The organism is Bacillus sp. ISL-18 (assembly GCF_018613415.1).
GTDB lineage: Bacteria > Bacillota > Bacilli > Bacillales > Cytobacillaceae > Neobacillus.
Window position 1 is genome coordinate 22640 of the sequence record NZ_JAGGQG010000010.1, and the last position, 13165, is coordinate 35804.

The 13165-nt window shown below is 37.9% G+C and carries 15 protein-coding genes; 5 read left to right on the plus strand and 10 right to left on the minus strand.

The features are described 5' to 3' along the window. Positions 1-24: 24 nt before the first annotated feature. From J7E81_RS13070 to J7E81_RS13090, 5 genes are all read right to left on the minus strand, one after another. Positions 25-594 carry a TetR/AcrR family transcriptional regulator gene (locus J7E81_RS13070; RefSeq protein WP_215042680.1) on the minus strand — a complete coding sequence of 190 codons (570 nt, stop codon included), beginning with the start codon at positions 592-594 and terminating at the stop codon, positions 25-27. A gap of 94 nt (positions 595-688) precedes the next feature. Then, positions 689-2302: a long-chain-fatty-acid--CoA ligase gene (locus J7E81_RS13075; protein WP_215042682.1), complete on the minus strand. Its 1614-nt coding sequence runs from the start codon at positions 2300-2302 to the stop codon at positions 689-691. A gap of 46 nt (positions 2303-2348) precedes the next feature. Beyond that, positions 2349-3101 carry an SDR family NAD(P)-dependent oxidoreductase gene (locus tag J7E81_RS13080; protein WP_215042684.1) on the minus strand — a complete coding sequence of 251 codons (753 nt, stop codon included), beginning with the start codon at positions 3099-3101 and terminating at the stop codon, positions 2349-2351. 190 nt (positions 3102-3291) lie between these two features. Next, positions 3292-3486: a hypothetical protein gene (locus J7E81_RS13085; protein ID WP_215042685.1), complete on the minus strand. Its 195-nt coding sequence runs from the start codon at positions 3484-3486 to the stop codon at positions 3292-3294. Between the two features lie 229 nt (positions 3487-3715). Then, positions 3716-4264: a helix-turn-helix domain-containing protein gene (locus J7E81_RS13090; RefSeq protein WP_215042687.1), complete on the minus strand. Its 549-nt coding sequence runs from the start codon at positions 4262-4264 to the stop codon at positions 3716-3718. A 174-nt stretch (positions 4265-4438) separates the two neighbouring features. Here J7E81_RS13090 and J7E81_RS13095 point away from each other — a divergent pair, with 174 nt between their 5' ends. Beyond that, positions 4439-5320 carry a VanW family protein gene (locus J7E81_RS13095; protein WP_215042690.1) on the plus strand — a complete coding sequence of 294 codons (882 nt, stop codon included), beginning with the start codon at positions 4439-4441 and terminating at the stop codon, positions 5318-5320. 40 nt (positions 5321-5360) lie between these two features. On the opposite strand, the gene J7E81_RS13100 is transcribed toward J7E81_RS13095, so the two are convergent. After that, on the minus strand, positions 5361-5636 hold the full coding sequence (locus J7E81_RS13100; RefSeq protein WP_215042692.1) for a hypothetical protein: 276 nt from the start codon (positions 5634-5636) through the stop codon (positions 5361-5363). 209 nt (positions 5637-5845) lie between these two features. Between J7E81_RS13100 and J7E81_RS13105 the strand changes: the two genes are divergently transcribed. Then, positions 5846-6556 (plus strand): class I SAM-dependent methyltransferase, encoded by a 711-nt coding sequence (locus J7E81_RS13105; protein ID WP_215042695.1) that lies wholly within the window; start codon positions 5846-5848, stop codon positions 6554-6556. Between the two features lie 123 nt (positions 6557-6679). Further along, on the plus strand, positions 6680-6928 hold the full coding sequence (locus tag J7E81_RS13110) for a sigma-G-dependent sporulation-specific acid-soluble spore protein CsgA (protein WP_215042697.1): 249 nt from the start codon (positions 6680-6682) through the stop codon (positions 6926-6928). Positions 6929-7126: 198 nt separating this feature from the next. Here the strand turns inward: J7E81_RS13110 and J7E81_RS13115 are convergent, their stop codons facing one another. After that, positions 7127-7996 carry a YitT family protein gene (locus tag J7E81_RS13115; protein WP_374104054.1) on the minus strand — a complete coding sequence of 290 codons (870 nt, stop codon included), beginning with the start codon at positions 7994-7996 and terminating at the stop codon, positions 7127-7129. Positions 7997-8244: 248 nt separating this feature from the next. Next, complete coding sequence (locus J7E81_RS13120) at positions 8245-8388, minus strand: hypothetical protein (protein ID WP_215042701.1); 144 nt, start codon at positions 8386-8388, stop codon at positions 8245-8247. Between the two features lie 787 nt (positions 8389-9175). On the opposite strand from J7E81_RS13120, the gene J7E81_RS13125 reads away from it, so the two are divergent. Then, on the plus strand, positions 9176-10429 hold the full coding sequence (locus J7E81_RS13125; RefSeq protein ID WP_215042702.1) for an erythromycin esterase family protein: 1254 nt from the start codon (positions 9176-9178) through the stop codon (positions 10427-10429). 76 nt (positions 10430-10505) lie between these two features. Here the strand turns inward: J7E81_RS13125 and J7E81_RS13130 are convergent, their stop codons facing one another. Next, positions 10506-10844 carry a YmaF family protein gene (locus J7E81_RS13130; RefSeq protein ID WP_215044325.1) on the minus strand — a complete coding sequence of 113 codons (339 nt, stop codon included), beginning with the start codon at positions 10842-10844 and terminating at the stop codon, positions 10506-10508. A gap of 159 nt (positions 10845-11003) precedes the next feature. After that, positions 11004-11972 carry a DMT family transporter gene (locus J7E81_RS13135; RefSeq protein WP_215042704.1) on the minus strand — a complete coding sequence of 323 codons (969 nt, stop codon included), beginning with the start codon at positions 11970-11972 and terminating at the stop codon, positions 11004-11006. 239 nt (positions 11973-12211) lie between these two features. Between J7E81_RS13135 and J7E81_RS13140 the strand changes: the two genes are divergently transcribed. Continuing rightward, positions 12212-12826: a PH domain-containing protein gene (locus tag J7E81_RS13140; protein WP_215042706.1), complete on the plus strand. Its 615-nt coding sequence runs from the start codon at positions 12212-12214 to the stop codon at positions 12824-12826. Positions 12827-13165 lie beyond the last annotated feature (339 nt).

The window sequence follows — 13165 nt, forward strand, 5'->3', positions numbered from 1 at the left end:
AAAGAATAACCCTCTCCTTTTTGTTTATCCATTCATTTGAATCCCCTTTAAAATCATGTCTACAAAAATTTCGGCAACCTCACGATCTGAGCAGCTTCCATTTGGGTTAAACCACTGATAACTCCAGTTTGTTATCCCCAAGATTCCAAATGTAATAATCGAAGCATTGATTTCCGGACGAAATTCCCCGTTTTCAATACCTGCTTTTATTAACGCCTCAATATTTAAGCGGAACTGATCACGCTTGGAAATAATGACAGTGGAATGCTCATCATTCAAATTGGTTAACTCCCGGTAAAACACTTTCGCAGCAGAACCCCGGGATTTAATATCCGAAAGGAGCATATACACTACTTCAAATAGTTTTTCTTTATAGTTCAAGGATGGATCGTTAAAAATCCGCTCCAATTGGACCAGTAATTCATCAATATAGCCGCGATGGATATCCATTAATAATTCTTCTTTACTTGAAAAGTAATAATAAAATGTCCCCTTCGTTACCCCAAGGGAATCAACAATATCTTGAATGGATGTTTCACTGAATCCTTTCTTTTCAAATAAGCGGATGCTTTGTTCCGTTATTTTTTCTTTCACCGTTATGTCCTCACATTCTGTTAGATGTTACTAAAATTATACCATAAGATTGTTCTCTCCTTTACGACAATATGTGTTCTTAAAGGATTCTCAGCTAGTTCTTCATGGTTTCTTCCCTTAAAGCGCGTCGAAGAATTTTCCCTACACCTGTTTTTGGTAACTGATTGCGGAATTCAACGATCCGGGGTACCTTATAGGCAGCCATGTTTTGTTTGCAATATTGAATTAGTTCAAATTCTGTTGCTGTCTTTCCAGATTTTAGGACGACTACTGCCTTCACATCTTCGCCTCTGTATGGGTCAGGGACTCCAATACAAACCGCCTCCTGTACGGCTGGATGTTCATATAATACTTCTTCTATGTCACGTGGATAGATATTATAGCCACTGGCGATAATTAGATCTTTCTTTCTATCAACAATATATAAATAGCCGTCTTCATCCACTCTGGCAATGTCACCAGTGTAGAGCCAGCCATTACGGAGTGTATGAGCCGTTTCTTCTGGTAAGTTCCAATAGCCTTTCATTATTTGCGGTCCTTTAATAATTACTTCGCCTAACTCACCTGCCTGGACTTCATCCGTCCCTGTGGCTAAATCAACAATCTTGTATTCTGTTGAAGGCATGCCAATCCCAACACTTCCAGGTTTTCGTTCCGCAAATGGCGGGTTACAATGCGTTGTTGGTGATGCTTCAGAAAGGCCATAACCCTCAAGGATTTTCGAGCCAGTCTTCGTTTCAAAATTACGCAACAATTCAACAGGCATCGGTGCACTGCCGCTGTTACAAGTTCTAATGCTTTGAATGTTATATTCCTCTGCCCTGGGGTGATTTGTGATCGCCACATACATCGTGGGAACGCCGGGGAACATAGTCGGTTGTTCATTTTTTATGGTATTTAAGACCTCTTCTAATTCAAAACGGGGCAGCATGATCGATTCAGCAGCAGTATAGATTGATAGATTCATACATGAACTCATCCCAAATACATGAAATAGTGGAATGACTGTTAAACACTTTTCCTTTCCAATTTCTATTTCGTTTTTAAAAAACTCATAGCATTGGAGAACATTGGCCAAAACGTTGCGATGAGTCAGCATCGCGCCTTTTGACCGGCCGGTTGTTCCACCTGTATACTGGAGTACTGCCACATCATGTTCAGGCTCAAATGTTATCGGAGTAATGTCTCCATCTCCCTCACCTAAGAAGCTTTCAAAGCTTCGATCTGGAGAAAAATCTTGGCCTGACGGCTGTATACTTACCACAATGACATTTTTCAAGCTTGTTTCAAGCTGAACACTTTTAACTCTTGGATATAAGGCATCGAGGACGATAATGGTCTCAGCACCGGAATCTTTCAAAATGTATGCCAATTCCCTCTCAACAGACATTGGATTTACCTGTGTAACAATCGCGCCAGCGCTCAAGATTCCATAATAGGAAATGACATATTGCGGGCAGTTAGGGAGCATAATTGCTACTCTGTCCCCTTTTTTCACTTGATTTTTTTGCAGGGAAGACGTGAAGCTGATTGCCATTTGGTTTAGCTGTTCGTAGGTGATTTTTCTGCCATAAAAAGAAAGGGCGAAATAAGAAGGAAATTTTGCAGCTGTTTCTTGTAGTATCTGACCCATCGCTAGATCAGGCAGTGTAATTTTTTTTTCTATGCTTTCAGGATAATGCGCCAACCAGGCTTTGTTTTGACTCATATGTCCCCTCCACATTCTTTGTCTCATTCTTTTTCTTCCTTCAAACTTAAAATGTCAGTCCTCCTCCATCAACTGATAGCGTTGTTCCAGTTATGAAGGATGCTTCATCAGATGCCAAGAATAATACCGCATTGGCGACTTCCTCGGGTGTACCAATTCTTCCAAGGGCATTGGCTCGTGAAATAATCGGCCATTTCCGTTCGTTCTGTTTCCAATTATCAATAATTTTAGTATCAATCACTCCAGGTGCAATGGCATTTACACGAATATTATATTTCCCATATTCAAGTGCAGCATTTTGTGTCAGAACCACTACCCCAGCCTTCGAGGCATTGTAAGCGGAAACAAATTTCTGCCCTTTTAAGCCTAATAGACTTGAGGTGTTAATAATCGAACCTCCGCCTGACTCGATTAATGCAGGCACTGCATATTTAATGCCTAGAAATACACCTTTTAAGTTAATATCAACGACTCGATCCCATTCCTCCACCGATAAATCCACACTTCTTACTTCCGTATTCCCCACCCCTGCATTATTGAACATGATGTGTAAACCACTATACGTACTAGTGGCAGCTTTAACTAATTGCATGATTTGCAACGGGTCAGCTACATCAGTTTTTACAAAAATGGCTGACCCATCTTGCTGATGTATGTAGTTGACCGTCTCTTTCCCATTTGCCGAATCGATATCTGCTACAACGACGTTTGCACCTTCCTTTGCAAAACGAAGGGCTGCTGCCCGGCCGATCCCACTGCCGCCGCCTGTCACAATAGCTGTTCTACCAATTAATTTCATCTAAACCAGCCCTCTCACCACTCGTTCCTTCTACTTCCGAACAATACTAACCAGTTAGTATGTTATATGTACCATTATACCTTCAAAACTTAATTATTCAATTTCTTTTCTAAATATTCTAATAAATTTTTAGTGGTTTGGTGGAAAAAACAAAGGAATGAAAGAAGCCCGTTTAAGGTCTCCTTTTCTCTCAGTACCGTTTGAAAGATCTTTTCTGTTTATTCATGACCTCATACGATTTTTCAATGATGTCTGTTAAAACATCACCTTTGTAAATCCGGCCCAACTTTAGTCCCTGTTGATAATATTCAACAATTTCATCCAATTTGGCAGAGGTTTCTTTTGATATTCTTACATTTAATTGAATTCTTTCGCTATCATTCATGTCTTAACTCTCCTGTTTTCAACGCTAGCCTTGTGCTAGTATTTTTCTATTCATTTGTTATCATCTGCTACTATACTATAAATTTCAACTTTTTTCATTAAAAAATAGGACTGTCATCGTGACGGCCCTTTTTAATGATTCAGCTTAAAGTGAACCTGCACCAGTGATAAGGCAGCTCAACAAACTTACGATGAAGTGACAATTTACGCTTTGCGACATTTAACTCTCCCTATTGTTCTTCATGTTTCCGGTCAGGAATAATAATGGTCGCTAATGTTCTTCTTCTTCTTCCCTTTTCGGGCTTATTTTGTGTCACTTTTGTATAAATCTCTGATAGTTCCTGAATAAATTGAGCAAACTCCGTGTCATTCAAAAATAGAGAAGTCTGCCTAAATGATACCCCATCACGGGCTAAATCAATATTATCCTCGTTTAAATATCGCTCATATTCCCCCATGATGTTAGCCATGAACTTAAAAAATAAATCCATATGCTCATCCTTAGTAAAACTGTTTAATTTCTCTACCGATATGGTGGCATTAGCAGGGTCTTGAAGGGAATATACCTTTTCAATTGTCCCTCGATTTGGTATCTCTTCAATTATATGAATAACCCCTGCCTCAACTAGTTTTTTTAAATGGCGATACAAGGAGGCTTGTGGAATATCAGGGAGTAATTCTTTCAATTGTTGTGCGGTCATTTGTTGGTTTATTAAGGACTGAATAATTCTCATTCGAACGGGATGCAAAATTACATCAACGGTTGATTCTTTTACCATAATAATGGTTCCTTCCTTTTATTATCATTATTAATAATGATAATAAATTATTTTCTACTTTTTGTAAAGTAGGAATTGGAAATAAGAATAAATATTTTGTGTTCAACTTCTCTTCACATTTCTACATGAAAAGGGAAATTTCTACTTATATTATAATGAGGAGGCGTGCAATTAATGATATTATCATGTATTTTAGGCATTATCTTAACATCACAACCGATAACCTCTCCCGATCATTTAGTTATAACCAAAAACGGGATCCATGTGACAACCATTAAGCAGGAGGATTTCTCCTATCCCTATACAGAATTGCCGATCATTGATGGTAAGAAGTATAGCCAATTCCTAGATAACTTGGACAAGCAATTCTCGATAAAGCCTGAAAATGCATCGATTGATTTAAATGGTGAGATAGTCCCAGAAAAGATTGGATCTCAAATTCACCGTCAAGCGTTTACGGAACAACTGTATGCTTATTTTTTTTCCCGCCGCTCAGGAAAATTAGAAATTCCGATGTTAGCTGTTTACCCGAAAGTGGACAGTGAATTACTCGCTAATATACGTAGTATGCGAATTGGCCGATATGTAACGTCCTTTAATCCAGGGAACAAAACGAGGACCAATAATATCGATTTAGCGACAAAGGCGATCAATAATTATGTGATCTTTCCGGGGGAAACTTTTTCTTTTAACAAGGTGGTTGGAAAGAGAACAGCTTCAAAAGGTTATTTAAAGGCCCCTGTGATTGTGAGAGGAGAATTTTCAGAAGATATAGGCGGAGGTATTTGTCAGGTGTCCTCCACTCTTTTTAACGCTGTAGATAGTGCAGGACTTAAAATTGTTCAAAGGTTTTCCCATACCAGAAAGGTTCCGTACATCCCACCTGGACGCGATGCGACGGTTAGTTGGTATGGACCTGATTTTGTCTTTAAAAATACGTACAAAGAGCCCGTCCTGATTCGAGCTAAAACACTAGGGCATTTATTAATTATTAATCTCTACTCTTCAGATATGATTGAGTACCAGCCAAAGAAAATTCCTCATACTCGATATTAAAAAAAGTCCGCTGAAGCAACAGCGGACTTTTTGGCGAAATTTAACGTTTATTTGTTAAGGCACTTTCCATTAACTCATCAGAAAACTCTGAGAGAGCTGCATTGTCCATTACATTTAAGCTAGGCAAGTTCGTTTTTTCTGAAAAGTTTTTCATTACATTTTGAAAAGGACGTGCAAAATCTCGACGCTTCCCTTTTGTTATCCCAAACACTGCAGCACTTAATCCTAATCCGACAAGTGATGCCCATAATGGCATTCTGCTTTTTGGTTTAGGAGTAAACAATTTGAAAAGTGGCTGTCTTGTCATTTTTTTCATATTAAGCACCCCCTAGCATGGTATAGAAGTAAAAAATTCTCCCCCTATTTGCTTAATTTGTACGATCCGATTAAATTTATGTGAAGCAAATCATGCGTGAGTTGCTTGTATTTAACAATTGAGTTTTTGTAATTATTTTTAAAATGATAGAGATGAACCACCAAACCATTTTTTACATACAATGGCTAAAAAGAAAATGGGTGGTGTCTATGGGAAGTTTAACTTATTTTGATTTCTTAGCAAAATTTGGTGTTGGGGGTGCCCATCCAGGTGGAATCCTTCTTACACAAGACATTCTTTCAAAGGAAAAGATAAATGATCAATCCGTCATATTAGATGCTGGTTGCGGTACTGGCCAAACAGCCGCTTACTTATATCAGCACTACAAGGCAAATGTGATTGGTTTGGAAATAAATCCGATTATGGTGGAAAAAGCAAAAAGCCGCTTTGACAAGCTGCAGTTTCCCATTTCTCTGATACAGGGCTCCATAGAGGAAATTCCGTTTGCTGATCAAACCTTTGATTTTATCATCTCAGAGTCCGTTTTAGCTTTTGTGAATAAACCAAAAGCTCTTAATGAATTTTATCGAGTATTAAAAAAAGGCGGTCGTTTATTAGCTAACGAAATGACCATTAACCGCCCCGTGAATAAGCAGGAAGCCGCCGAGATTATGAATTTTTACGCGGTTGACACTTTATTGCTCGAGGATGACTGGATGCGCCTCTTACAGGCTGCAGGTTTCCGTCATATTGATATTCACTCCCAAATCCCACCCCTAAGTCACGGAAATCAAACACCTGAATTTAATTTCTCCAAGGACTTTGAACCTGAACTTTTTCACATTTTGAATGAACATGGGAATATCGTAATTAAATACCAAGATACTCTCAGCTATCGGGTTATAACTGTAACTAAATAAAATGACTGCCTACTTTTTAGTAAAAAAGTAGGTCTTTTTATCACAATTATCCTTTTCATGAGGATTATGAATATTATTGTCCTTTCAAAGAAAAATAATAAGGTGAAAGGATGGGATGACTAAATGGATAAAACTTTGGGGTATTTAAAAGAGATATTATCCAATTACACGGACGATCACACTGAAGGACGATTTATATATAAGAAACTCATTGAAGGCGCTTACAAATCCGAAGGTTCTTTTGTCAATGACTTAACCCAAAAAGAAATTCATTTTTTAAACCACATGTTACCTAAAGAAATAAATCATGCAAAAGAGGTACAGGATGAGAAAAGAGCCTATCAATTAAATGAGGTATATGAGTTATTGTGATAAATCCGAAAAAGATGGCAGACTAATCTGTCATCTTTTTCAGATTTATTTCATTTTTTGCTAAAACTATTTCCTAGGTAAGCGCATAGTACGACAAAACATTCTTAAAATCATCGTCTGCTCTTCCTATTTACGACAATAAAACCAGAAAAACTACAAATACCTTCATCATTATCATTAATTTTATCAAATTCTCTATTAATGGATGTCTCTTTTCTTAAACCTGCCTCCACGTACCTCCGCAATATCCGCCACAGCTAAAAAGGCACTGTCATCATTCTCTGTGACAATTTCTTTTAATTTTGCTTCTTCTAGTCGGTTTATCACACAAAAGATCACTTTCTTATGGTCACCAGAATAAGCGCCTTCCCCATTCAAGTAAGTAACACCACGGCCTAAACGATGCATGATCGCATCTCCTATTTGACTGGCATTGTCACTTATAATCCAAACTGACTTTGATTCATCTAATCCTGTAATGGTAATATCAATCGTTTTGTACGCAACGAAATAGGCAATTAATGAATACATAGCCCGATCCCACGAAAAAACAAATCCGGCGCTCCCTAAGATGAATAAATTAAAAAACATGATAATTTCCCCAACAGAAAACGGAAGTTTATTGTTGAAAAGAATGGCCAGAATTTCGGTTCCATCTAATGAACCTCCATAGCGAATGACCAAACCTACGCCAGCACCGAGCAAGATTCCCCCAAAAATGGTCGCAAGCAGTATATCTTGTGTAAAAGCTGGAACTGGATGAAGTATGGTGGTTGTAATAGAAAGAATAACAATTCCATAAAGAGTGGATAAAGCGAAGGTCTTTCCAATCTGTTTATAACCTAAAAAGATAAAGGGAATATTAAATAGAAAGAGGAAAATTCCTAGTTTCCAACCTGTCATATAAGACAACATGATGGAAATTCCCGTAATCCCTCCATCAATTACCTTATTGGGGACAAGAAAGATTTCCAGTCCTACACCCATTAGAATTGCCCCAAGCGTGATTAATAGCATTCGTTGGAAGATTTTTTTCTTGGTCAAACCTTTGTGTTCAATCTTAGCCATGATCGCTTCTTGCTGGTCAATTAAACTAAGTTCTTGTGTCCCTGACATTATCTTTCCCCTTTCAATACAGTCTCTTACCAATAGTATAATGAATATTCACTGCTATTTATATTTAAATGCTTACTTTTCTTTAAATAAAAACTGTATCAATCTTGAATGTTGATTTCTTCTGCAGGCTATAAAATAAACAATAACTTTTACACATCCTAAACAAAAAGAAACTGCCTTTTTTCAAGGCAGTAATCCATTCAACTTGGGTCAACTTCATCGTAGGAGAGGGTGGTCACACTCGTATATTCACCATCTGCCACTTCCTTATCAGTTGCACTTGCATTTAGTTCTTCTTGATCATCAACCCCTGGGGCTATGTTTGGTTCTTTTTTCTTATTCATACCTATTCACTCCCTTACAAGGATTATTTTCCCAGATTTTTTACCAACTATACTTAAAATATTTTTATGACCATAAAAAAAGAGCTACCCCGTTAGGAAGTAACTACTTTTATGGTTAACAACATAGGAGACCCAGCCATGACACCAGCCAATGATTATTTAAAAAATTATTTCCATTTAGTTTTTTAAGCTAGCGGAAAAATTTAAAAAACTCAGCTGATGGGTGTTTGTTCCGTTGAAGGAATTAATTCACATGCGTTTAATGGAATTCAAATTCCTAAAAGAAACAAATTATTTTCGGTTTTGCAACCGCTTAAGACTCTTATTCCCCATTTGGATTCAGCTTCTTGGCAACATCTTTTGGGTTAGGTTTCAGTTATAAATACCTTGTTAAGAAATTTTCCTTAACTAGGTACTAACCTATAAATCCTTAACTTTTTCCTTTGATAGTGATTTTATAAAATCATAGAAATCAGCTATGAAAGGCGATTATTTTAGATTTATGCCTCCCTTACACTCCTTGTATCGCTCCACCCTGCCAAATGATTTAACAGGAATAACCTTACTATTACTCGTTCACATAACGGAACGAACACGTATGGTTGAGCCTCCTAAGTTGTTAATATCTTTTACACTTCTAGTATACCACTCAATTAACCGAATAGGCAGAAAACTTGTGTCGTATTTGTGAATTTTTGGAATTCCGCTCCTGATTAGCAGCAAAACAATAAGGGAACCTTATCTAAATAGAGCACCTTACTTAAAAAGGAAGGAAAGGATTGAACAAATGATAGAATCCCTAAAAAAATACGCAAAACCTTTTCATACTTTCAACGACCTTGATCCGTTAATCGAAGCGATTGGTGATGCTAAATACGTCCTACTCGGAGAATCATCACATGGTACATCTGAGTTTTATTCGATTCGGGCTGAAATAACTAAGCGATTAATCCAAGAGAAAGGTTTTTCCTTTATGGCAGTGGAAGGTGATTGGCCAGCCTGCCAATCAATTAACCGATATATTAAAGGCCTCTCCTCCTCTAAAAAGGAGGCCCGGGAAGTACTAGAGGATTTTAATCGATGGCCCACATGGATGTGGGCCAATCAAGAAATAATTGAATTAATCGAGTGGTTAAAGGATTTTAATCTAAAAACGAAGCGAACAGAAAAAGTTGGTTTCTACGGTTTGGATGTTTACAGTCTATGGGAGAGCCTAGATGAGATTGTAGGTTATTTAGAAAAAATTAATTCGCCTGAACTTGAGACAGCAAAGAAGGCCTTTGCTTGTTTTGAGCCTCATAACCGAAATAACGAATCCTATGCAGTGTCTGCCGGGTATTTATCAGAAGACTGTTTAAAAGAAGCCCTTGACCTTCTTTCTACCATTCAAAAAAATAAATGGAAGTTTGAAGATAACCAAGAAGGCAGTCTCAATATGGAAGTAAATGCGCTTGTGACAGCGCATGCAGAAGAATACTACCGAACAATGGTGAAAAGTGATGATGAATCCTGGAATATTCGTGATCGGCACATGGTGGATGCTTTACAATCCATTGTTAAATTTTATGGCGACGATGCAAAGGTCATTATATGGGAACATAATACCCATGTTGGCGATGCACGAGCCACTGATATGAAGGATGAAGGAATGGTAAACGTCGGACAGCTTGTCCGAGAACAATATGGAGAAGATGAGGTGTTTATCGTCGGATTTGGGACCTATACAGGCTCCGTAATTGCTTCAACCGAATGGGGTGTAAACTTGGAGGTAATGAAGGTTCCGCCTGCCCAGACCGGTAGCTGGGAATATTTCATGCATCAGTCTGGAGCGATGAATAAGTTTCTTATTTTTAACGAACAAAACCGCAAAGAATTTTCAGCAACAATTGGTCATAGGGCTATTGGTGTAGTGTATCATCCAGAATACGAACAATTTGGAAATTATGTACCTTCAAACATGGGCCAACGGTATGATGGATTTATTTTTGTAGATCGAACAAATGCTTTACACCCTTTAGTTTTAGAACGAGTTTTTGTTTAGTTCAACTTCCAACGGTGAAATTAAAAAGGAATACCGTAAAAAAACCAATCTCTATAAGGATTGGTTTTTCTTCTGATTACTTAGATCCGGGTGCTGGATGATCCACACCTTTTACATGATGACTATGGCCATTGTCTTCTGAAGTATAGAAATCATAATAATGTACATGCATTCCATTCCCTACAGGGATAGCAGGGCCGGAGTATGCACGATAGTGATGTGTGTGTCCATCCTCAAAGACAACATATCCTTCCGTATAGTGAATATGCCCTCCATCTTGGGTTGGAATTGCCGGTGATGTGACGTCCAAACATTGATGGACATGCCCTGAGCTTACCCCTGTGTAGTCAACGGAACCATGATTATGATGTGGAACAAAGCCTTGGACAAAATCATCCTTACCTATATTTCTAATCGTAATCACCCCATAAAGTAATCTTGATGTTACAACTATATGCAGCTAAATAGAAAAAAAGTCAAAATGAGCATCCAAAATTTTTTGCGCCAATTGTTATCGAAACCAAAGAGTAGAATAGAAAAATCCTTATCAACCATGATTGATAAGGATTTCCAATTAAACACTGACATTCTGAATTTTTTGTTTTATCATTTTATTTGCGAAATGACTATGCAGCACCATACCAATCATTACTAATGCCATACCGCCCCAAGATAAGGAAGAAGGCATCACCGAGTTTAAGAGGAGCAATTCTCCCATTACAGCAAACAAAACCTCCATCGATTGGGTCGCCTCAACAGCGGCGAGCTTTTGCATGTCTCCTCTTACTAAATCAGTGGCTTGAAAAAAAAGGACCGTAGCAATAACTCCTGAGGAAATAGCAACAAGCCCAGATTGAGTAGTCTGACCAAGACTTGGGGGACCCGCATCGATGAATCCATAGATCGATAATACAATCCAAAAAGGCAGGCTTGCTAGTGTCATGCCTAATACTCGTTGGAATACATCCAGGCGGCCTCCGCACACCTCCATCATTTTGCGGTTCCCTAATGGATAGGCAAAAGAGGCAACAATAACGGGTAAAACCCCTAAAGATAACCCCAATATTGATAAGTGGTTCGATTGTTCCAATTGCATAAGAATAATTCCCAGTAAAATAATCAGAGACATTCCTAAACCCTTAAAGGGAATTTTCCCTCTTAATTGTACCGGCCCTTTCTCTGTCACAACAGTTTCATGAAAAAGTGGGGCAAGCATGGAACCGGAGATAATGGTGATTTGCCAAGTTGAAGCAATTAACCATCCAGGAGCATAAGCCGCTGAAAAGCAAATTGGTGCATAGAACAGGCCAAAACCAACTGTACTCCATAAAAACCAACGACCAGGCTGCTTTTTCATTTCAAGGAACAACGGTTTAAGATTCTTTCTCAAGACTACAATTAGTACTAGAAAAGGAACCATGAAGAAATACCTTAATGATGCACTCCAGATCCAACTTCCTCCCGCAAGATCCATCGATCTATTGAGAATAAAAGTAATTGCAAAAAAGAAGGCGGCAAATATGCCTAAGATAATGGGTCGCATTCTTCACTTTCCTTTCATATTCAAGGGAAACCAACATAGATTTGCCCCAATATTTGATTTGTATCAGTATATCAGATTTCTGAATTTTATGTTAACATATCATATGAAAAAACGTGCATAGGCTTTCCTGTCCGGCATATAATGTTCTGTCGTTCAAAAATAGAGCTACGGTTTGAAACTTTATTTACCCCTAGTTCGTACATAACTTAGTTAAAAAATTATAAAGTGAGGTTGAAAAGATGTTTGGAAAAGTTGCTTCCGATATTTTAGGATTGAGCGATGTAGGATCCGTCATTAAACCGGAAAATTATGATAAGGTAGATGCAGACGATTATGTCATGCATGAAGACAATGAGAAAATTTACTTTTTAATCAAATCTAAATCAGATGAATATTGTTTTACCAATAACGCTCTAATCCATCTTGACGGCACCAGTGCTACGAGTAAAAAACGGATGCTGCACCGATATAGTTATGCCACCCATCGAATTTCGGATGTAATGCTTGAAACAGCAGGAACGGTTGATCTCGATGTTGAGATTAAATTCAAAATTGGCTCTGTCCCTTTCTCGATTGATGTACACAAGAAACACATTGAGGAAATTAAAGATTTATATAAAGCATTAATCAAAATTTCTGAGATTTCCCATGAAAATGAAATCAGCCTACAGTTTGCAAAACAAAGCCTTGACGTTGCTTCCATAACACTAGGCCGCGTCACAAGTCCAGACAGCAATTTAGTCGTTCAGTTCAAGATGCTTAATCAAGCAGCATTTCAATGGCTTGAGGACAGTAAAAAACAGTATTGCGTGAAGGATTTTGGATTCGTATTTGAAAAATATATTAATAACTAAGAAGATGCCCTCAAGAGTATATGAATTTGAACTGCACCAAAATTGTTAGACACAGAACTAACAATTTTGGTGCAGTTTTTTTATGGCTATATTTAAATTCGAGTAAAAGAATTTCACTCTGGAATGTTGTCATATAGGAATATTGCTAAAAGGCTATGTACTGTTCAATTATTGGGATTGCCCTTGTCCATAGTTTACTCATCTTCGGACACCATCTTGCTTTTTTAGCTTTCCCTTGTCCAAAGTTTACTCGTCTTAGGACACCATCTTGCTTTTTTAGCTTTCCCTTGTCCAAAGTTCACTCGTCTTTGGACACTACTTTGCTTTTTTAGCTTTCCC

Excerpts from the sequence above, each read along its gene's own strand:
- J7E81_RS13110 (WP_215042697.1), top strand. The coding sequence starts at position 6,680 with ATGGATAAAACTTTGGGGTATTTAAAAGAGATATTATCCAATTACACG.
- J7E81_RS13095 (WP_215042690.1), top strand. The coding sequence starts at position 4,439 with ATGATATTATCATGTATTTTAGGCATTATCTTAACATCACAACCGATA.
- J7E81_RS13090 (WP_215042687.1), bottom strand. The coding sequence starts at position 4,264 with ATGGTAAAAGAATCAACCGTTGATGTAATTTTGCATCCCGTTCGAATG.
- J7E81_RS13140 (WP_215042706.1), top strand. The coding sequence starts at position 12,212 with ATGTTTGGAAAAGTTGCTTCCGATATTTTAGGATTGAGCGATGTAGGA.
- J7E81_RS13105 (WP_215042695.1), top strand. The coding sequence starts at position 5,846 with ATGGGAAGTTTAACTTATTTTGATTTCTTAGCAAAATTTGGTGTTGGG.
- J7E81_RS13085 (WP_215042685.1), bottom strand. The coding sequence starts at position 3,486 with ATGAATGATAGCGAAAGAATTCAATTAAATGTAAGAATATCAAAAGAA.
- J7E81_RS13125 (WP_215042702.1), top strand. The coding sequence starts at position 9,176 with ATGATAGAATCCCTAAAAAAATACGCAAAACCTTTTCATACTTTCAAC.
- J7E81_RS13100 (WP_215042692.1), bottom strand. The coding sequence starts at position 5,636 with ATGAAAAAAATGACAAGACAGCCACTTTTCAAATTGTTTACTCCTAAA.
- J7E81_RS13080 (WP_215042684.1), bottom strand. The coding sequence starts at position 3,101 with ATGAAATTAATTGGTAGAACAGCTATTGTGACAGGCGGCGGCAGTGGG.
- J7E81_RS13115 (WP_374104054.1), bottom strand. The coding sequence starts at position 7,996 with ATGGCTAAGATTGAACACAAAGGTTTGACCAAGAAAAAAATCTTCCAA.
- J7E81_RS13135 (WP_215042704.1), bottom strand. The coding sequence starts at position 11,972 with ATGCGACCCATTATCTTAGGCATATTTGCCGCCTTCTTTTTTGCAATT.
- J7E81_RS13120 (WP_215042701.1), bottom strand. The coding sequence starts at position 8,388 with ATGAATAAGAAAAAAGAACCAAACATAGCCCCAGGGGTTGATGATCAA.
- J7E81_RS13075 (WP_215042682.1), bottom strand. The coding sequence starts at position 2,302 with ATGAGTCAAAACAAAGCCTGGTTGGCGCATTATCCTGAAAGCATAGAA.